The following is a 15,707-nucleotide window of genomic DNA, read 5'->3' as shown; positions in this document are numbered from 1 at the left end:
GCGAAATGGGCCCGCGTCATGCGCTGCGGCCCCTAAAACGGAAAAACCCGGCACATGGCCGGGTTTCGAAGCGGTCAATTCAGAGGGAATTCCGCATGATGAAATCATGCGAGTAACCGTCCGAAAAGTCAACACCTCGCGAAGAGTCTTTTCCGCTTCGTTGTGATCGTTACGTCCCGCGCAGGCGCCGGCGCCGTGTAGCACGCTCCCACCGGCACGCCATCGGCGTCGAGGATCGACAGCTTCTCCGCGCCATCGAGCAGCTGCTCCCGGAAGCTGATGCGCCCGCCGCCATAGGGTTGCGGTGTATGGCGCGCGTGCCGCGGCGGATGCGACATCTGGTGCGCGGCAATGTCGTACACGTCCGCCTCCAGGCCACGAATCTCCGCGTCCGTCGCCACACGGCCCCACGGGTCGAACCATTCCCCACGGATCCGCGCATGCGCGTAGGCCTCGTGCATCATCGCCTCTCGCTGCGACGCGGTGAGCTTGTCGCCGACGTCGCAGGAATACACCTGGGTCACCGGGTACGGGCATCCGGTTTGGATCTCGCTCAAGCGCTGCCGGACGCTGCCCGCCCTGCCCAGCTTCACCAGCGTGCGATCGGGCGCCGCGACGAAGATCGCGTAGATGAAGTATTCCAGGCTCATGCCGCTCGCTTCGAGTACATGGCACGCTCCGCACGCTCGACCGCTGCCTCCATGGCCATCCAGAGCCAGCCTTGCGCGATGTCGTAGAGGGTCCGAAAGTCATCGTGAAAGGCGTCGGCAACCTCGCTGACGTCCGGGTGCACACGGGTGCCCACGATCCACTCGTATGCCTGCGTCGCCACGGGCACCATGCGGCCGGCGTTGCGTTCCCCGATCCTGCCGGTGCCGACGGCCAGCTTCTCCGCCAACCAGGCGACCACTTCAGCGCCGTTGTACGGCTGCTGCGTCGCGAGGCTGTAGGCGATGTCCGGGCCCTTGTCCTTGGGGTTACGGCGAGCCATCGCCAGGGCGAGGACGAGCGCGTTCTCGGTCGCCATGCCGCGCGCGGCATAGGGCGTGCCTCCACCTACCCTGCCCGGCTCGCGCCATGCTGTCGTTCCGGCCAGCTGCCCGAGGCGCTCGAGGAAGCCCGCGCGGTCTTTCTGGATTGCGTTATTCATGGTTCCCCTTCTCTCGGTCATCGGGTGGTGTGCTTCTTTCGGCGCTTCAGTTCGAGGCGGATCATGTCGGCGCGGCTTTGCGCGCCCTTGATGTCGTTCTTGGCTTTCGTGAGGAGGTCGCCGAGGATCCCGGTCGGGACGCCTTCGAAGCCGGAACTCGGCCGCCTCGACGCCGCGCTTCTTGAAACAGCCACGGCCGTACCTCCTCCTGCTGCTCCGGCGTCAGCGCATCGATCAGAGGTCCCCACAGCCGCCAGTTCGGCTCCTCGCGGATGATCCGTAGCGCGTGCGCCAGGTGGTGATAGACGGTCATGCACGGCTGGCCTCCACCGCAGACCACACGAAGCGCCGGAGCCTGTTGCCCGTGGGGAACGGCTCACGCTTCGCGCAGCCGCGGATCATGAGTTCGCGCAGGTGCGCGCAGGTGAGGCGTGTAGGCCAACCCAGTTCTGCCGCGACCTCTCCTGTGGTGGCTGGGCCATCGGCAAGTACGGCGAGAACCATTCCGCCCTTGGTCGTTGGTTCCGGCAGGGTCATGCCGCCGCCCTCACTGTGCCGATCGAGCCCACGACGCGGATGGCGTCGTCGACCGACTCGACCACATGCACCTTGCAGCCCTTGGCCAGCGCCTCGGCATGGAAGATGGTTTGCGCCGGCGTCAGCTTGCGGCGGGACGGCGCCTTCTCCCCGTCCTTCACCTCGATCAGCACCCAGCGCCCGCGGTACGCGACGAGGAGGTCTGGGAAGCCAGCACCTACGTGAGAGCAGTCGATCACGTAGGCGCCAATGAGCCGTAGCGCCTTCACGACCTGGCCCTGGTTGTCGTCGACACGTGCGGCGTACTTCATGCGGCAACCTCCTGCGACGCGCGAGCACGCGTCGCTTCGAGGATCTGTGCGTACGCCTCCGGGTGCTGGTCTTCGAAGCGTGGCATGCGGCCCCGCGCCCACCTTCCACCTCCGAGCGGCGCGAGCCAGCCATCCGCTGCACAGAAGCGCCGCGGGTCGACGCTGTGCCCTCGCACGCTCTTCGCCGTCACGAACCCGAAGACCTCAAGATCGGCGAGCACCTTCAGCGCGCCGATCTTCCACGGCGTTAATTGCGTCGGAGCGGGCACGCCGGCACGGACGTGTGGAACAATCTCTGGCAGTACGCACCGGACCGATGGATTCCAATCGAACCAGGCTGTATCCCATTCCATCAGCTCGCCGCACGTAGAGTCGAACTCTCGGCCGTCATCCTGTCGATAGCGACTGACTCGGAAGTGCATTCCTGGGCGCGAACTGACGTGCCTTTCAGGCGCCCAGACCTGCACACCCAAGATGCCAAGCATCTTCGCGATACCTTCGCTCGCATCGCCTACGTAAGGAACGATCACCGCGCGAAAGTCCGGCCCCTGCGCCTCGCCGCCGTACCACGCGTGGATGCCGGGCAATATCTGGTCACACACCTTCGCATTCAGCGCCAACTTCGCCTCAACACCCAGCTGATGCCCCGTGGCGTCGCGGACGAGCAGGATGTCGAAACCTGCTGTCTCCGGATAGATCGTCCACCCGCCCATAGCTCGCATGTCCTCGATGAAGAGGTCGCACAAAGCAGCTTCGGTCGGGAACATCGCCTTAATCTCGGACGCCTTCATGCGGCCATCCCCTTCACGGTGATCAGGCCCTTCGCCACCATGCGCAGCTGCGTGCGCACGAGCGCCCGAAGACAGTAGAAATTCCGCTCCGCCTCGTACGCGGCGCGGTCCGCCGTCTCCGCCGGCGTGGGCGAGTCGGTCCAACGGTTACAGCCGGTGCACGCGTAGACGGCCTGGAGGTCCGTAGGCTTCAGGGAGCCACCGCAGTCACCGAGCCATCGTAGGTGCGCGAGCGCCACTGTCTTCGGGTCGTACAGGCAGGCACCGACCTTCTGGATCGTGCAGCCCTCATCCTTCGCGGACTTCCGCAGCGGTGTCATCTTCGGCCGGGACTTCCGCAGCGCCTTCTTCCGCTTCGGGAAGGCCAGGACGTTCACGGCCTCGGTCGCGCCGTCGGGCTGAGCCATCTTCGGCACGCGTCCGAGCGCCTGGCGGCGCAGCGGCGTATGGCGCTGAAGGCCTTTCGTCGTCTTCATGCCGCCCACCGCTGCTCACCATGGAACGGATCCGGGTCGGGGACATCGATACCCGCCTCGGCGCCGATCTGCTGCACCATCGCGTAGAACGCGGCGAACTCCCGCGTGCCAAGCACGTCGCGCTCGCCCTGCTCGTTCGTCGTTGTCGTGCGGCGCGGGCGGCGCCGCTGCTCGCCGAACAGGTCGACGATCTGCCAGCCGAAGAAGCGGCCGCAAAACTCATGATGCAGTTCCTCGGCGCTGTAGCCGGTGACATCGGTCAGCTTCGGGTAGGCCACGCCCCACAGCGCAGCATTCTGCGGACACGTTCGCTCCTTCCGGGCTTCCTTGATCTCAATGCGCCAGGACTTGTTCACCGGCAGGCGATCGACAAAAGCGTGCAGGTTGGCGAGCACGGAGGCCCGCTCCGGGCCGCCGGCGTTCAGCGTGTATTTCTGGCTCATGCAGCCTCCCAGAGATACGGCGTGGCGCCCGTGCGCGACTTCTCGGCGAAGCCCTTGCGGCGCACCCTGCCGGCGCGCTCAAGGCGATCCATCGCCACGCGCAGGTAGTTGTCCGACGCCGAGACCGCCTCGCCGATCTGGCGAATGGTCATCGGCTTCATGCGGATCACGGCGACGACGCGGTCCGCGATGGTCTCGTGACTGTGGGTCATCACGCGGCCCTCGGCGGTTCGGGATCGTCATCCGGAGTCGGGATACCGAGCGTCCGCCGGATCTCCGCGAACGACCGCACGCGCGCCTCACGCATTGCCTCGTGTTCGATCCTTGGCCTCGCGTGGAACGGGACGATGATGCTCGGAAGCGCTTCGAGGAACTTCTTCGGCGTGGGCCAGCGATCGCAGGTGGTCATCAGCGTGCGGAACGCCTTGCGGAATCGCGGTGCGTCCCGAGCTTCGTCGAACACGCGGTCGCAGCAGATGGCCTCCACCCAAACCATGAGGGTCTTCCCCGTCGTGTCATGGGCCGGCTGTCCTTCCAAGCCGAGCTGGAGGAGCTTCTCCAGGCCCAAGCTCAGTTCGTTGATGAGCCAATCCGGCGGTGTGTTGTTTGATGGCATCGGCGGCTTCTCTCAGGTTCTGCGAGGCGAGTTGCGTGCGGGATTGCGGCACGTTCGGCGGTGGCTGTCCTGGCGGCCCTGCCCGCTTGGGCTCGAGCCATTCGACCTTCAGGGCCTGCCAGTTCCGCAGCACGCACTCCGTGAGGCACTCGTCCACCGTCCAGCCGATCTCCGCCGCGAGGCGCAGCTGCTTTGCCATCGCGGCGATCACGATGGGCGTGACGTCGGCGCGCTTTTTCTTCCGAACGGCCAGCCAGCCGGCGAGGAGATCGGGGCTCGGCGTCGAGGGCCACGAACCGAAGTCGAGGGCCGGCGCCGATGCGCGTGCCTCCTGACGGTTGCTCTTAGTGACGGTTCGTGACGGTTCTTGATGGTTAGTGTGCAGCTGCTGCACCGGTTGGTGCGGGAGATGCACCGGTGGGTGCGCCTGCTGCACCGGTTCCGATGCGGGAGGTGCACCGGTGCGGCTGCTGCACTGGTGCGCCTGCCGCACCGGTGGAGCGAAGTCGGCGGGATTGATGACGTACGTGGTGTGACGACCGTTCACGCGATCAGCCGACAGGATGCCGTGCTGCTCCAACCATGCGATGGCGTCGATCACGGCTCGCTTGCTGAAGCAGGTTCGCTCGGAGATCTTCGCGATGGACGGCCAGCAGTAGCCCTGGTCGTTCGCGTTGTCCGCGAGCGATATCAGGACCGCCTTGGGCGTCGGTGGCATTTGGAGGGGCCAGCAGAGGCCCATCAGGGACGTGCTCACTGCTGTGGCCACCATGTCATGGCCAGCGTGCCGTTGACCGTACAACGGCGCTTCTCGCCTTTGCGGATAGCGCCAGCTGTTTCGCCTTCGGGCAGCCTACGCGCGACCTCATGCCGAGTCAGCTCTGTGTAACGAGCGAGTTCGGCGCTGGTGTGCCCCGGCCGCGCCCGCACGAGATCGACCACGATGGCTACATTGGTGCCGCGCTTGCCGGATGCCGTGTGCTCGCCCGCCGCAATGTGCGACGTCACTGGATCGGTGGCGCGCGCCGCCGGCGTCTCGATCTTGCGAAGCGGACGGTCCCAGATTGATTCCTGGCGGATCGGTTCAGCCATGTCAGACCCCTGCCGCGCTCCCGGCCTGTCGCGCATGCTCGTCGCGAAGACGGCGCAGGAGACCGATCAGCGTGCTTTGGTACGCGAGCGCAGCCCTGCCGAGGGCGCTCATTTCGTTCTGAGTGATGCGGCCGTCAGCCAAGGCATCGTGCAGTTCGCGGGAGAACTCGCCTTCGGCGACGCCAAGATCGAGCATGCCGTGCAACACACCCTGCCCTTCGTCCGGGTCGCCGATCTTCACCAGCGCGTAGCCTTGCTCGGCGGCCATCGCCTGGAGGATCGCGGGGTCCCCGGTGACCGACATCAGCCGGTTTGCTTCAACCAGGGTGAGGTGGTTCGATTTGCAGTTCGGATTGACCTTGTTGCTGAGGACTCCAGCGGTCAGTCCCACGCGCGGCGCGAGCGACGCCGCGCCGCCGGGGTAGTCGGAAACGGTTTGGAGCGCGGCGTCGAGGATGTGCATGAGGGGCGTACTCGGGTTCATGAAGATTCGGCGCGGGGCCGTCTGTAGAGTTCGCGCCATGGAGATCAGCGCGGAGGGAAAATCCAGGGGATCAAGCGGCCTTGATCGACTCGTCGCCGAAGAGGTCCGGCCGCTTGGCCTTTGCCTGCCACTGGCGGACCTCGGGGATCGGCTCGTCCTCAGCCCACTGGCTGACGGCGCCCTTGCTGACGCGGAAGAACCGGGCAAGCTCGATATCGAACCGAAACCCCAGGGCCTGTCGTACGTTGCGCTTGGTCATGTCCATGGGCGCGAGTCTAGTTCTATGAACTCATTGGAGTCAAGCACTCTAGACTGCGAAAAGTTTAGACTTCTAGACATGACTACGATGGGCAGACGGCTTCAGGCCGCACTCGATGCGCGCGGAGAGAAGGCACCCTGGCTGATCGATCGGCTGGGCGTCTCGAAGGGCACCATCTACAACATCCTGAACGACCTGACGACGCCTAAAAAGGTCCGCGCGACAACCGTCGATGGGATCTGTGCAGCTCTGCATATCCGGCGGGAATGGCTGCTCACTGGCGAAACTCCGATGGAAGAGTCAGGCCCTCGCAAGGTCGTCGTCCCAGCTTACGAGATCGAAGCGGTGGAGGATGACGAGGAATTCGACGCGAACAAGGAGGTTTGGGTGCAAGGGGTGGACATCGAGGTCAGCGCTGGGCCCGGGGTAATTACCCCCGAGTTCATCCCCACGAAGTACCGCCAGCGATTCACGCTCGACTGGCTCCGTCGCATGGGGGCGAAGGCCGAAAACCTCCGCATCATGGGTGTTCGCGGGAACAGCATGGAGCGAACGCTCTTTCATGGCGACCGTGCCGTGATCGACCTCGGTGCCACGAAGATCACCAGCGGGCGGGTTTACGTGATTGCGATCGGCGACGAGGTGAAGATCAAACGCCTGTTCAAGACGCCAGACGGCCAGGTTCGGATCGTGTCCGACAACACCGACAAGGCGACCTACCCTGACGAATTCGTTGGCCAGGACTCGGACCGCTTCCTGGTTATCGGCCGAGTCATTGATCGAAGCGGCCCCGGCGGGCTGTGAAATCTGGATTGCGAGGGGCGGCTCATGGGTTTCCGGTTTCGCAAATCGATTAAGATCGCGCCAGGCATTCGCATCAACATCGGGAAGCGAGGCGTCAGTAGCGCGACCATAGGGCCTCGTGGCTCAAGCGTCAGCGTTGGGAAGCGTGGCACTCACGTAAACGCTGGCATTCCCGGAACGGGGGTGAGCTACCGCTCAAGAATCGCCGGGCCAAAGTCGACGGACAAAACGAGCCCGCCTGGCTCAAACCAGCCGAGCCCGGCAGCACAGAAAGCCGCGTGGATCGTCTTGTTGGCGATAGCCGGCGGCGCCCTCTGGACGTGCTCCCACAGCTCGACGTCGACGAAGGCCGCGGCCGAACAAAACACATCTTCAAGCGTGGCCGCATCCTTGCCCACGCTACCGTGGCACGCAATCGGCCCATTCACGCTCGGCATGGGGATCGACGAGGCGAAGCGACGTGGCGCCACGAAGTGCGTGCCGACGCCCAAGGGCCGGGACTGCTCCATTCCTGATGGCAAAGCGTTTGGAGCCCCCTACTCCCGCGGACACGTCGCCTTTTCTGGCACGCCGCTGGTGGCAACCCAGATACGCGTGGGCGTCGATGCGTCGAAGATTCCCGCCGTGATAGGGGTCTTAGGTACGCCATCGATTCGTAAGGGCGGGTCGAGGCAAATCCTCTACTGGAGCCGTGGAGGCGACCTCGTTGTGTCCCGCACGAGCGAGACTCTGACGGTCGAGTCGCAGCCAGGGCTGGCACCCCAACTCATTCCGCAAAAATAAACGAACGCTGAACGATAGTTCATTACTCTGAACCGTAAAAGTTCATTTCCCTTGACTCCGTAGAGTTCATTTCTCTAGACTTCTTTCAACGCCGGACCTGTCCCGGCTTGGAGGAAGCCATGGGCAACGCCCCGCTCCACATCGCCACCGTGACATCCGTGATCGCCGAGGCGGCTGAGTACGTCGGCCAGCACGAAGCGACGGAGCACGAAGACGGCAGCACCCCGCTCGCCGCCGCCCTGATCTCGGCCGGCGCCCGAGTCGAGGCCATGACCGCCGTGGTCACCCTGGCCCGGTCGATGCTCGACAACCGCGCCGTCACCTGCCCGAGCTACCGCGAGCAGCTGGCCGCAGCGCTTCAGCGCGCCGAGACGCCGCCGAACACCCGCGAGCATTACGAAGCCATGGCGCGCGGTGCGCAGCAGGCCCGCGCATGAACACGCTGCGCATCTGCACTGCACTCCTGGCCATCGGCTCGCTCGGGCACGTGGTGGGCCTCGTATGAGCCGCTATTCCGACGCGACCTACGAAGCCGCCATCGACGAAATGATGGGCATGCCGCGGTACATCGCGGACTTCATCTTCGACGGCGCCGAGACGGAAGAACTGGTCCGCCTCCTTCTCTCGCGCGGCCTTCCGCTGCGTGACCGCACGGCCAGCGACGACCGCCTCATCGACAAGTACGACGAGCAGATCACCGCGCTGCGCGACGCCTTTACCAAGTTCGCCCACGGCGGCAAGAGCGCCAAGCGCGCTAGCCGCGTGGACGAGTACCTCGACCGTCAGATGGAGCAAGCCGCATGAGCACCGTCGTCCCCACCACCCACATGCAGTTCGCCCGCCGCGTCCGTCGCGAGGGCCGCAAGTTCGGCGCGTCCGAAAAGGAAATGCGCGCCGCCATCCGTGCTGGCCTGCCGCTCCTGACCGAGCGCTCGCCCGAGTCGGTGTCCTACGAGCAGTCGCGCCGCTTCCGTGGCGTCGTGCCGACCGGGAGCACGGCAGCATGAGCGTCGAACCAAAGACCACGGATCACGTGCTGCTCTGCGTATACGAGCGCCGGATGGGCACGGCATTGACGCTCGGGAGCCAGCGTATCGCTGGACCGAACCTCTCACCCTACGGTCAGCCGGATCGCACATACAAAGTGTCGCTTCGGCAGCTGCGCGAAATCATCGCAAGCGCCGAGCGGACAGGTGAGCCCGAATGAACGCCTTCGACCGCTACCTCGCTGATGTCGGCACGGCCGCTGCGAAACGCAGGCCGATGAGCCGATCCGAATGGATGTCCCTTATCCAGGGCCTCGGCATCCCGCTCATTTTCTTGGCGCTTCTCATCGCGTTCTGCCCGCGCTGATCCACCCCACCCAAGACCGCGCCGGCGGATACCGGCAAGGAATCCGTATGTCCACGCTCACCATCACCATGCAGCCCGTCGAATCCTCGCAAATCCACAGCATCGGCCACGACGCCGCTAGCAACACGCTCGCGATCCGCTTCAAGAACAGCAAGGGCGAGCCCGGCAGCCTGTACCAGTACGACAACTTCACCACTGATGACTTCGCCGCGTTCCAGGGCGCGGAGTCCATCGGGTCGCACTTCGCTAAGCACGTCAAGTCGGCGCCCGAGAAGCACCCGTATCGCCGGGTCAACTTCGAAGGCTGATCGTCGCTCGTCCACCCCTCTCACAACACGCCGGCATCGCCGGCCAAGGAATCCAGATGAACGCCGTCGTCAGTCAAAAGCCGAAGGCCGACACCTTCCCCGCAATGCTCAATGCCTACAAGGCCGAGATTGCCCGCGCGTTGCCACGTCACCTTGATGGCGACCGCATGGCGCGCATCGCACTGACGTGCTTCCGAAGCAATCCCAAGCTCGGCGCGTGTGACCCAAAGAGCGTTTTCGCCTCGATCATCGTCGCCTCGCAGCTTGGCCTTGAGCCTGGGGTCATGGGTCAGTGCTACCTGATCCCGTACAAGGACGAATGCCAGTTGCAGATCGGCTACCAGGGGTTGATTGACCTTGTTCGTCGTACCGGAAAGGTCGTGCGCATTGAGGCCCACGTCGTCCATCAGAACGATACGTTCACCTACCGCACCGGCCTGAACACGGTCCTTGAGCACGAGCCAGCGGTCGATGGCGAACCGGGGACTTCTCGCCTTGCCTATGCCGTCGCAGAGTTCGTAGATGGCGGGTATCACGTGGAAGTTATGTCGCGCCAGCAGATCGAAGCGATCCGCGACCGCAGTCAGAACGTCATCAACGCGAAGAAGTACGGCAAGAAGACTCCTTGGGACACCGACCCGGACGAGATGTGGCGAAAGACTCTCATTCGCCGCATCTGCAAGTACCTGCCGAAGTCCGCCGAGATGGCAATGGCGCTTGCCCTCGACAACGCAGCCGATCGCGGCGGCCAGAAGATCGCCGTCGAGGATGCCATCGAAGGCACCTGGGCGCCCGTTGAGTACTCCGAAGACCAGGCCACCGAGGCGGATGCTCCCCCCGCTGTCGTACTGCCCAACTGCTCCGACGAAACCTTCGAGAAGAAGAAGGCCGGTTGGCGCATGGCCGTCCAGACCGGCAACAAGTCGGTCAACGACCTGATCGCCATGATCCAAACCAAGGAACTGCTTACCAGCGACCAGAAGATCGAGATCGCTTCGTGGGCCAGCAATGGGAGCGCCGAGTAATGAGAATTCACAACCTCGTACAGGGCAGTGATGAGTGGGCGGCGTTCCGCCTGAACCACCACGGCGCGAGCGAAGCCGCCGCCATGCTCGGGCTGTCGAAGCGGACAACCCGCTCCGAACTGCTGCGCATGAAGCACACCGGCACGCCGAAGGAGTTCAGCGATTGGGTGCAGGAGAACATCCTCGACTACGGCCACGAGGTCGAGGCTCTGGCTCGCCCGCTGGTCGAGGAACTCATTGGCGACGACCTCTATCCGGTGACCTGCTCCGACGAAGACACCGGCGGCCACCTGTCGGCGTCCTGCGACGGCCTGACTATGGCGGGCGACACCGCCTTCGAGCACAAGCAGTGGAACGCTGAACTTGCCGCGCTGGTCGCCGCCGGCACGGTGCCGGACGAGCACATGCCGCAGTGCCAGCAGATCATGATGATCACCGGCGCCGGACGCGTGATCTTCACCGTATCCGACGGCACGCCGGACAACTTCGTGTCGACCGAGGTGTGGCCGGACCCGACATGGGCCGAGCGCATCCGCGACGGCTGGGCGCAGTTCGACCGCGACCTGACCGACTACACGCTGCCCGAGCAACAGCCCATGCTTGTCGCCGAAGCGGTCCAGGCACTGCCCGCTGTCGCCGTGCAGGTCATCGGCCAGATCTCCGTGCGCGAGAACTTCAATGCGTTCGAGAACGCCCTCCGCGACTTCCTCGACAACAAGCTGATCCGCGAGCCCCAGACCGACCAGGACTTCGTCGACCTCGACCAGCAGATCAAGGCCATGAAGAAGGCCGAGGACACGCTCAACGCCGCCGAGGCGATGATGCTCGCGCAGATCGAGAGCGTCGATCAGGCGAAGCGCCAGAAGGACATGCTAACCAAGCTGGTGCGCGACAACCGGCTCATGGCGGAAAAGCTGCTGGAGAGCGAGAAGGCGCGCCGTCGCTCGGAAAAGATCGAAGCGGCCCGCAAGGCGTTCTCTGCTCACATGACCGAGCTGCAGCGCGAGATTCGCGACCTCCGCCTGGACGTCGTGATGCCCGACTTTGCCGGCACCATCAAGGGCCTGAAGACGCTCAGCAGCATCGACGACAAGCTGGACACGGCCCTGGCGAACGGCAAGATCGCCGCCGACCGGCAGGCCAACGATTTCCGGGCGAAGCTGGCGTGGGTGCAGGAGCATGCCGCCGAGCATCACGCGCTGCTCGCCGACCTCCAACAGCTGGCAGCGAAGCCGTTGGACGATTTCAAGCTGGCGATCACTGCGCGCATCGAGGCCCACAACAGGGCAGAGGAAGCCCGCCGGGAGGCGGACCGTGAACGCATCCGGCAGGAAGAGGTGGACAAGTTGCGTCGTCAGCACGAGGAAGCGGCAGCGCAGGCCGAGCGTGAACGCGCCGAGGCCGAAGCTGCCGCCGAGCGCGAGCGTGCCGCTGCCGGTGCCGAGCCGCAGCCGCCCGTGGAAGCCGCACCGTCGCCGGCGCCCGCACCCGCGCCGTCAATTGAGGCCGACTTGCGCGCCATGGAAGACCCTCTGCCGTTCGAAGCAGCGCCGACCAGCACTCCGCGCCGCACCGTGAAGCTGGGCGACATCAACGCCCGGATCGCCCCGCTGTCGATCAGCGCCGACGGCCTGGCGTCTATCGGCTTCCAGCCGGTCGCCACCGAGCGGGGCGCGAAGCTCTACGCCGAGAGTGACTTCGTGGCCATGTGTCGCGGTCTCTACAGCGTGATCCAGAAAGCAGCGACCGAACTGCGGCAGGCGGCCTGATCATGAAAAGGCGCCTGAAGTTCGAAACCGGCATGGACATCAGCGTGACGATCGAGGTCGATTACGACGTGCTCACGCCCGAGATGGCCACCGAGATGGTCTCTTTCTGGAGCGGTGGCGATGAGGTCCTCGATGCCTCCGACGGTGACGTCTTCGTCGCCGCCGCCCGCTTCGCCGCTGCGAACCTGATGCGGTTCCTGATCGACGGCTACAACGCAGACGGCGCGATCCGGGAACTGTGCAAGGGCGAGGGCTGGCCGGAGAAGGAAATGCTCGGCATGAGCATCGTGGACAGCGACATCCCGGACTTCGACCCCGCCTATCTCGAACTCGACGAGCTTCACGCCTGATGGCACCGCGCACGCCCGACCTCTTCTCCGGCTGGTTCGACAACCGGACCACCAGGTGCCGCGAGTACTGGGATAACGGCGCAAAGGGCCGGCATGCCCACCGTTCCGCCATCTGCCCGCACAGCGTGCACCCCGAGCTTCGCCCCGCATGGGGAAGCAATCCCGACCTTCCGCAGAACGCACATCAGGAGCTTCGCGCACATGGCTGACCAGTACCGCGAGTTCCTCGAGCGCAAGGTCCGCATGGCACCGTCGGCCGGCTTCGACGTTGCCGACGCGGATATCCACCCGATCCTCCTGCCGCACCAGCGCGCCGCCGTGCGTTGGGCCTGCTCTGGCGGCCGCCGTGCGCTGTTCGAAGCCTTCGGCCTGGGCAAGAGCGTGCAGCAGCTGGAGATCGTTCGGCTGGCCATGGCGCACGCCAGCGGCGCCGGCCTGATCGTTGTTCCTCTGGGTGTCCGGCAGGAGTTCCGCCGCGACGCCGGCATGCTCGGCATCGAGACGCGCTTCATCCGGACCAGCGCGGACGTCGATCCGGAGTTCACCGGCATCCACCTGACGAACTACGAGAGCGTGCGCGACGGGAAGCTGGACCCGAACCTGTTCGCGGTTGCCAGCCTGGACGAAGCGTCGGTCCTGCGCAGCTTCGGCTCGAAGACCTACCAGACGTTCCTCTCGCTGTTCGACCAGGTGCGCTTCCGCTTCGTCGCCACCGCGACGCCTTCGCCGAACCGCTACAAGGAGCTGATCCACTACGCCGGTTTCCTTGGCGTCATGGACACCGGCCAAGCCCTTACGCGCTGGTTCAAGCGGGACAGCACGCAGGCGAACAACCTCACGCTCTACCCGCACAAGGAGCGCGAGTTCTGGCTTTGGGTGGCATCGTGGGCCCTGTTCCTGCAACGGCCGTCCGACCTGGGCTACAGCGACGAAGGCTACGACCTCCCGCCGCTGACCATCCATTACGTGGAGGTGCCCGTAGACCATGGCAGCGCCGAGGCCGACCGGGATGGCCAGGGCAACCTGTTCCGCGATGCGGCGATGGGCCTGCGCGACGCGGCACGAGAGAAGCGCGACACCCTGCCCGCCCGCGTCGCCGCCACCGCACGGATCCTCGAGGACAACGCCGACGATCATTTCCTGATCTGGCACGACCTCGAGGCCGAGCGCCACGCGATCGCGGCGGTCGTGCCCGACGTCGTCAGCGTCTACGGCGACCAGGATCTCGACGAGCGTGAGGAAGCCGTCATCGCCTTCAGCGAAGGCCGGATCGCGCGTCTCTCGGGCAAGCCCGTGCTGATGGGCAGCGGCTGCAACTTCCAGCGGCACTGCCACAAGGCGATCTACGCCGGCATCGGCTTCAAATTCAACGATTTCATCCAGTCCATTCACCGCATCCAGCGATTCCAGCAGGCCTTCCCGGTAGAGATCTGGATCGTCTACGCGGAGAGCGAGCGCGAGGTGCTGGCGACCTTGCAGGCGAAGTGGACCCGGCACAACGAGATGGTGGGAAAGATGAGCGAAATTATTCGGGAATACGGACTTAGTCACGCTGCCATGGCCGACGTGCTGTCGCGGTCGATCGGCGTGGAGCGCATCGAGGTCAGCGGCCGCGATTGGCTGGTCGCGAACAACGATTGCGTCGCGGAGACGAGGGCCATGGAGGATAACTCCGTCGACCTGATCGTGACGTCGATCCCCTTCAGCAACCACTACGAGTACAGCCCGAACTACAACGACTTCGGGCACACCGACGACAACGAGCACTTCTGGGCGCAGATGGACTTCCTGACCGCCGAGCTGTTGCGGATCCTGAAGCCAGGCCGGATCGCCGCCATCCACGTGAAGGACCGTATCGCCTTCGGCAACGTGACCGGCGCCGGTGTGCCGACGGTGAGCCCCTTCCATGCGGAGGCCATCGCGCACTACGCCGGCATGCCTGCCCTCGGCATCAAGGGCCACGGCTTCGACTACCTGGGCCTGATAACCGTCGTCACCGATGTCGTGCGCGAGAACAACCAGACCTACCGCCTGAGCTGGACGGAGCAGTGCAAGGACGGCACGAAGATGGGCGCCGGATCACCAGAGTACATCCTCCTGCTGCACAAGCCGCAGACCGACCGCTCGAAGGGCTATGCCGACGTCCCGGTGCGCAAGGAGAAGATCGCGTACACCCGCGCCCGGTGGCAGATCGATGCGCATGCATTCTGGCGGTCCAGCGGCCAGCGCCTGCCCACGGTTGACGAGCTGGCCAGCCTCGGCCCGGACAAGCTGGCGAAGCTGTTCACGGCGTACAGCCTGGACACTCTCTACGACTACGAGTCTCACGTCCGCATCGGTGAGGCGCTGGAGGCCCGCGGCGCCCTGCCATCGAGCTTCATGTCGCTCGCCCCGGGGAGCAACCACCCGGACGTCTGGCACGACGTTAACCGCATGCTCACCCTCAACGGCGAGCAGACCCGCCGCGGCCTCGAAAACCACATCTGTCCATTGCAGTTCGACATCGTGGACCGGCTCATCAACCGCTTCAGCAACCCGGGCGAACTCGTGTTCGATCCCTTCGGTGGTCTGTTCACCGTGCCGCTGCGAGCGCTCAAGGCCGGCCGTCGCGGCCGTGCCGTCGAACTGAGCACTCCCTACTTCTTCGACGGCGTGAAGCACCTGCAGGCGGCTGAGGTCGCCCTGTCGATGCCGTCACTGTTCGACACCCTTCCCGACATGGAGCAAGCGGCATGACCGCCACCGACAAGCCACGTCGCTCCGCTGCGTTCTTCGAGGGCATCCGACTCCTCGCTGACGACATGCGTGCGGCCCGGCAACGGAACCCGCGTCCCGAGCACGCCTTCAGCACGCCCGAACCTCTCCCGCCGATAACTCCGGCCCCCGCACTCCCTTTCGTCACGAAGGAACCGAAGGCATGAGCACGATGACGTTGGACGATATCCGAGAGCTACTCGAAAGCGCCCAGGCGAGCGGAAATCTTTCGCGCGTAACGCTCCATGTCACGCGCGTGCGCCAAGCGGTGGAGAGCCTGAATGGTCTCATCGCGCAGCAAGCCGCCCAGCCTGCCGAGCAGCCGAGGGGTGACGATATGTGGTTCGAAGATGCGAACGCTCGGGATGCGTGGCGCTATCGACGGCTTCGGTCGGCCCCAGT

General features: G+C 65.0%; 26 protein-coding genes and 1 pseudogene. 13 read left to right on the top strand and 14 right to left on the bottom strand.

Features of this window, described 5'->3' with window-relative positions; translation table 11 throughout:
- Nucleotides 1-128: 128 nt before the first annotated feature.
- The 13 genes from ACQKIE_RS09895 to ACQKIE_RS09835 form a co-directional block, all read right to left on the bottom strand.
- Nucleotides 129-650 carry a GIY-YIG nuclease family protein gene (locus ACQKIE_RS09895; protein ID WP_427458498.1) on the bottom strand — a complete coding sequence of 174 codons (522 nt, stop codon included), beginning with the start codon at nucleotides 648-650 and terminating at the stop codon, nucleotides 129-131.
- Complete coding sequence (locus ACQKIE_RS09890) at nucleotides 647-1,150, bottom strand: hypothetical protein (RefSeq protein WP_427458496.1); 504 nt, start codon at nucleotides 1,148-1,150, stop codon at nucleotides 647-649. The genes ACQKIE_RS09895 and ACQKIE_RS09890 overlap by 4 nt, the downstream gene beginning before the upstream one ends.
- 17 nt (nucleotides 1,151-1,167) lie before the next feature.
- Nucleotides 1,168-1,344: a hypothetical protein gene (locus ACQKIE_RS09885; protein ID WP_427458494.1), complete on the bottom strand. Its 177-nt coding sequence runs from the start codon at nucleotides 1,342-1,344 to the stop codon at nucleotides 1,168-1,170.
- Between the two features lie 339 nt (nucleotides 1,345-1,683).
- Nucleotides 1,684-1,998 (bottom strand): VRR-NUC domain-containing protein, encoded by a 315-nt coding sequence (locus ACQKIE_RS09880; protein WP_427458492.1) that lies wholly within the window; start codon nucleotides 1,996-1,998, stop codon nucleotides 1,684-1,686.
- Nucleotides 1,995-2,789 carry a hypothetical protein gene (locus ACQKIE_RS09875; protein WP_427458490.1) on the bottom strand — a complete coding sequence of 265 codons (795 nt, stop codon included), beginning with the start codon at nucleotides 2,787-2,789 and terminating at the stop codon, nucleotides 1,995-1,997. Before ACQKIE_RS09875 ends, ACQKIE_RS09880 begins: the two co-directional genes overlap by 4 nt.
- Entirely contained in the window at nucleotides 2,786-3,265 is a 480-nt protein-coding gene (locus tag ACQKIE_RS09870; RefSeq protein WP_427458488.1) for a nuclease domain-containing protein, read from the bottom strand. The genes ACQKIE_RS09875 and ACQKIE_RS09870 overlap by 4 nt, the downstream gene beginning before the upstream one ends.
- A complete protein-coding gene (locus ACQKIE_RS09865; protein ID WP_427458487.1) occupies nucleotides 3,262-3,708 on the bottom strand; it encodes a hypothetical protein in 447 nt (148 codons plus the stop codon). Before ACQKIE_RS09865 ends, ACQKIE_RS09870 begins: the two co-directional genes overlap by 4 nt.
- Complete coding sequence (locus tag ACQKIE_RS09860; RefSeq protein ID WP_427458486.1) at nucleotides 3,705-3,920, bottom strand: hypothetical protein; 216 nt, start codon at nucleotides 3,918-3,920, stop codon at nucleotides 3,705-3,707. The genes ACQKIE_RS09865 and ACQKIE_RS09860 overlap by 4 nt, the downstream gene beginning before the upstream one ends.
- The gene (locus ACQKIE_RS09855) at nucleotides 3,920-4,204 is read right to left on the bottom strand and encodes a hypothetical protein (RefSeq protein WP_427458484.1); all 285 of its coding nucleotides are present in this window, start codon (nucleotides 4,202-4,204) and stop codon (nucleotides 3,920-3,922) included. The genes ACQKIE_RS09860 and ACQKIE_RS09855 overlap by 1 nt, the downstream gene beginning before the upstream one ends.
- A gap of 19 nt (nucleotides 4,205-4,223) precedes the next feature.
- Entirely contained in the window at nucleotides 4,224-5,081 is an 858-nt protein-coding gene (locus ACQKIE_RS09850) for a helix-turn-helix domain-containing protein (protein WP_427458482.1), read from the bottom strand.
- A complete protein-coding gene (locus tag ACQKIE_RS09845) occupies nucleotides 5,078-5,416 on the bottom strand; it encodes a winged helix-turn-helix domain-containing protein (protein ID WP_427458480.1) in 339 nt (112 codons plus the stop codon). The genes ACQKIE_RS09850 and ACQKIE_RS09845 overlap by 4 nt, the downstream gene beginning before the upstream one ends.
- A 1-nt stretch (nucleotide 5,417) precedes the next feature.
- Complete coding sequence (locus ACQKIE_RS09840; RefSeq protein ID WP_427458478.1) at nucleotides 5,418-5,900, bottom strand: phage regulatory CII family protein; 483 nt, start codon at nucleotides 5,898-5,900, stop codon at nucleotides 5,418-5,420.
- Between the two features lie 70 nt (nucleotides 5,901-5,970).
- Complete coding sequence (locus tag ACQKIE_RS09835) at nucleotides 5,971-6,165, bottom strand: hypothetical protein (RefSeq protein ID WP_427458476.1); 195 nt, start codon at nucleotides 6,163-6,165, stop codon at nucleotides 5,971-5,973.
- 72 nt (nucleotides 6,166-6,237) lie between these two features.
- Here ACQKIE_RS09835 and ACQKIE_RS09830 point away from each other — a divergent pair, with 72 nt between their 5' ends.
- The gene (locus ACQKIE_RS09830) at nucleotides 6,238-6,963 is read left to right on the top strand and encodes an XRE family transcriptional regulator (RefSeq protein WP_427458474.1); all 726 of its coding nucleotides are present in this window, start codon (nucleotides 6,238-6,240) and stop codon (nucleotides 6,961-6,963) included.
- Nucleotides 6,964-6,987: 24 nt separating this feature from the next.
- Nucleotides 6,988-7,098: pseudogene (locus ACQKIE_RS09825) on the top strand (DUF4236 domain-containing protein); the annotation flags it as partial.
- A 53-nt stretch (nucleotides 7,099-7,151) separates the two neighbouring features.
- On the opposite strand, the gene ACQKIE_RS09820 reads toward ACQKIE_RS09825, so the two are convergent.
- A complete protein-coding gene (locus ACQKIE_RS09820) occupies nucleotides 7,152-7,454 on the bottom strand; it encodes a hypothetical protein (protein ID WP_427459366.1) in 303 nt (100 codons plus the stop codon).
- Nucleotides 7,455-7,865: 411 nt separating this feature from the next.
- Here ACQKIE_RS09820 and ACQKIE_RS09815 point away from each other — a divergent pair, with 411 nt between their 5' ends.
- The 11 genes from ACQKIE_RS09815 to ACQKIE_RS09765 form a co-directional block, all read left to right on the top strand.
- Entirely contained in the window at nucleotides 7,866-8,183 is a 318-nt protein-coding gene (locus tag ACQKIE_RS09815) for a hypothetical protein (protein ID WP_427458472.1), read from the top strand.
- Nucleotides 8,184-8,247: 64 nt separating this feature from the next.
- Nucleotides 8,248-8,550: a hypothetical protein gene (locus ACQKIE_RS09810; protein ID WP_427458470.1), complete on the top strand. Its 303-nt coding sequence runs from the start codon at nucleotides 8,248-8,250 to the stop codon at nucleotides 8,548-8,550.
- Nucleotides 8,547-8,753: a hypothetical protein gene (locus tag ACQKIE_RS09805; RefSeq protein WP_427458468.1), complete on the top strand. Its 207-nt coding sequence runs from the start codon at nucleotides 8,547-8,549 to the stop codon at nucleotides 8,751-8,753. Before ACQKIE_RS09810 ends, ACQKIE_RS09805 begins: the two co-directional genes overlap by 4 nt.
- Nucleotides 8,750-8,953 (top strand): hypothetical protein, encoded by a 204-nt coding sequence (locus ACQKIE_RS09800; protein WP_427458466.1) that lies wholly within the window; start codon nucleotides 8,750-8,752, stop codon nucleotides 8,951-8,953. Before ACQKIE_RS09805 ends, ACQKIE_RS09800 begins: the two co-directional genes overlap by 4 nt.
- The gene (locus tag ACQKIE_RS09795; RefSeq protein ID WP_427458464.1) at nucleotides 8,950-9,099 is read left to right on the top strand and encodes a hypothetical protein; all 150 of its coding nucleotides are present in this window, start codon (nucleotides 8,950-8,952) and stop codon (nucleotides 9,097-9,099) included. The genes ACQKIE_RS09800 and ACQKIE_RS09795 overlap by 4 nt, the downstream gene beginning before the upstream one ends.
- 47 nt (nucleotides 9,100-9,146) lie before the next feature.
- Nucleotides 9,147-9,407 (top strand): KTSC domain-containing protein, encoded by a 261-nt coding sequence (locus ACQKIE_RS09790; RefSeq protein WP_427458462.1) that lies wholly within the window; start codon nucleotides 9,147-9,149, stop codon nucleotides 9,405-9,407.
- A gap of 56 nt (nucleotides 9,408-9,463) precedes the next feature.
- Nucleotides 9,464-10,432 (top strand): recombinase RecT, encoded by a 969-nt coding sequence (locus ACQKIE_RS09785; RefSeq protein WP_427458460.1) that lies wholly within the window; start codon nucleotides 9,464-9,466, stop codon nucleotides 10,430-10,432.
- On the top strand, nucleotides 10,432-12,201 hold the full coding sequence (locus ACQKIE_RS09780) for a YqaJ viral recombinase family protein (RefSeq protein ID WP_427458458.1): 1,770 nt from the start codon (nucleotides 10,432-10,434) through the stop codon (nucleotides 12,199-12,201). Before ACQKIE_RS09785 ends, ACQKIE_RS09780 begins: the two co-directional genes overlap by 1 nt.
- A gap of 2 nt (nucleotides 12,202-12,203) precedes the next feature.
- The gene (locus ACQKIE_RS09775) at nucleotides 12,204-12,551 is read left to right on the top strand and encodes a DUF2528 family protein (RefSeq protein WP_427458456.1); all 348 of its coding nucleotides are present in this window, start codon (nucleotides 12,204-12,206) and stop codon (nucleotides 12,549-12,551) included.
- Between the two features lie 201 nt (nucleotides 12,552-12,752).
- The gene (locus tag ACQKIE_RS09770) at nucleotides 12,753-15,287 is read left to right on the top strand and encodes a DNA methyltransferase (protein ID WP_427458454.1); all 2,535 of its coding nucleotides are present in this window, start codon (nucleotides 12,753-12,755) and stop codon (nucleotides 15,285-15,287) included.
- A 181-nt stretch (nucleotides 15,288-15,468) separates the two neighbouring features.
- Nucleotides 15,469-15,707, top strand: a 239-nt coding sequence (locus ACQKIE_RS09765; protein ID WP_427458452.1) for a hypothetical protein, incomplete at its 3' end; no start/stop codon positions are given.

This window comes from Luteibacter sp. NPDC031894 (assembly GCF_050273135.1).
Taxonomy (GTDB): domain Bacteria; phylum Pseudomonadota; class Gammaproteobacteria; order Xanthomonadales; family Rhodanobacteraceae; genus Luteibacter.
Note: the sequence above shows the minus strand (reverse complement) of the source record. Positions and strands in the feature narration are given on the sequence as shown.

Bases quoted from the DNA above. Each gene is read 5' to 3' on its own strand.
- ACQKIE_RS09895 (WP_427458498.1), bottom strand. From the start codon at position 650: ATGAGCCTGGAATACTTCATCTACGCGATCTTCGTCGCGGCGCCCGAT.
- ACQKIE_RS09890 (WP_427458496.1), bottom strand. From the start codon at position 1,150: ATGAATAACGCAATCCAGAAAGACCGCGCGGGCTTCCTCGAGCGCCTC.
- ACQKIE_RS09880 (WP_427458492.1), bottom strand. From the start codon at position 1,998: ATGAAGTACGCCGCACGTGTCGACGACAACCAGGGCCAGGTCGTGAAG.
- ACQKIE_RS09875 (WP_427458490.1), bottom strand. From the start codon at position 2,789: ATGAAGGCGTCCGAGATTAAGGCGATGTTCCCGACCGAAGCTGCTTTG.
- ACQKIE_RS09870 (WP_427458488.1), bottom strand. From the start codon at position 3,265: ATGAAGACGACGAAAGGCCTTCAGCGCCATACGCCGCTGCGCCGCCAG.
- ACQKIE_RS09865 (WP_427458487.1), bottom strand. From the start codon at position 3,708: ATGAGCCAGAAATACACGCTGAACGCCGGCGGCCCGGAGCGGGCCTCC.
- ACQKIE_RS09860 (WP_427458486.1), bottom strand. From the start codon at position 3,920: ATGACCCACAGTCACGAGACCATCGCGGACCGCGTCGTCGCCGTGATC.
- ACQKIE_RS09855 (WP_427458484.1), bottom strand. From the start codon at position 4,204: ATGGTTTGGGTGGAGGCCATCTGCTGCGACCGCGTGTTCGACGAAGCT.
- ACQKIE_RS09845 (WP_427458480.1), bottom strand. From the start codon at position 5,416: ATGGCTGAACCGATCCGCCAGGAATCAATCTGGGACCGTCCGCTTCGC.
- ACQKIE_RS09840 (WP_427458478.1), bottom strand. From the start codon at position 5,900: ATGAACCCGAGTACGCCCCTCATGCACATCCTCGACGCCGCGCTCCAA.
- ACQKIE_RS09835 (WP_427458476.1), bottom strand. From the start codon at position 6,165: ATGGACATGACCAAGCGCAACGTACGACAGGCCCTGGGGTTTCGGTTC.
- ACQKIE_RS09830 (WP_427458474.1), top strand. From the start codon at position 6,238: ATGACTACGATGGGCAGACGGCTTCAGGCCGCACTCGATGCGCGCGGA.
- ACQKIE_RS09815 (WP_427458472.1), top strand. From the start codon at position 7,866: ATGGGCAACGCCCCGCTCCACATCGCCACCGTGACATCCGTGATCGCC.
- ACQKIE_RS09810 (WP_427458470.1), top strand. From the start codon at position 8,248: ATGAGCCGCTATTCCGACGCGACCTACGAAGCCGCCATCGACGAAATG.
- ACQKIE_RS09805 (WP_427458468.1), top strand. From the start codon at position 8,547: ATGAGCACCGTCGTCCCCACCACCCACATGCAGTTCGCCCGCCGCGTC.
- ACQKIE_RS09800 (WP_427458466.1), top strand. From the start codon at position 8,750: ATGAGCGTCGAACCAAAGACCACGGATCACGTGCTGCTCTGCGTATAC.
- ACQKIE_RS09795 (WP_427458464.1), top strand. From the start codon at position 8,950: ATGAACGCCTTCGACCGCTACCTCGCTGATGTCGGCACGGCCGCTGCG.
- ACQKIE_RS09790 (WP_427458462.1), top strand. From the start codon at position 9,147: ATGTCCACGCTCACCATCACCATGCAGCCCGTCGAATCCTCGCAAATC.
- ACQKIE_RS09785 (WP_427458460.1), top strand. From the start codon at position 9,464: ATGAACGCCGTCGTCAGTCAAAAGCCGAAGGCCGACACCTTCCCCGCA.
- ACQKIE_RS09780 (WP_427458458.1), top strand. From the start codon at position 10,432: ATGAGAATTCACAACCTCGTACAGGGCAGTGATGAGTGGGCGGCGTTC.
- ACQKIE_RS09775 (WP_427458456.1), top strand. From the start codon at position 12,204: ATGAAAAGGCGCCTGAAGTTCGAAACCGGCATGGACATCAGCGTGACG.
- ACQKIE_RS09770 (WP_427458454.1), top strand. From the start codon at position 12,753: ATGGCTGACCAGTACCGCGAGTTCCTCGAGCGCAAGGTCCGCATGGCA.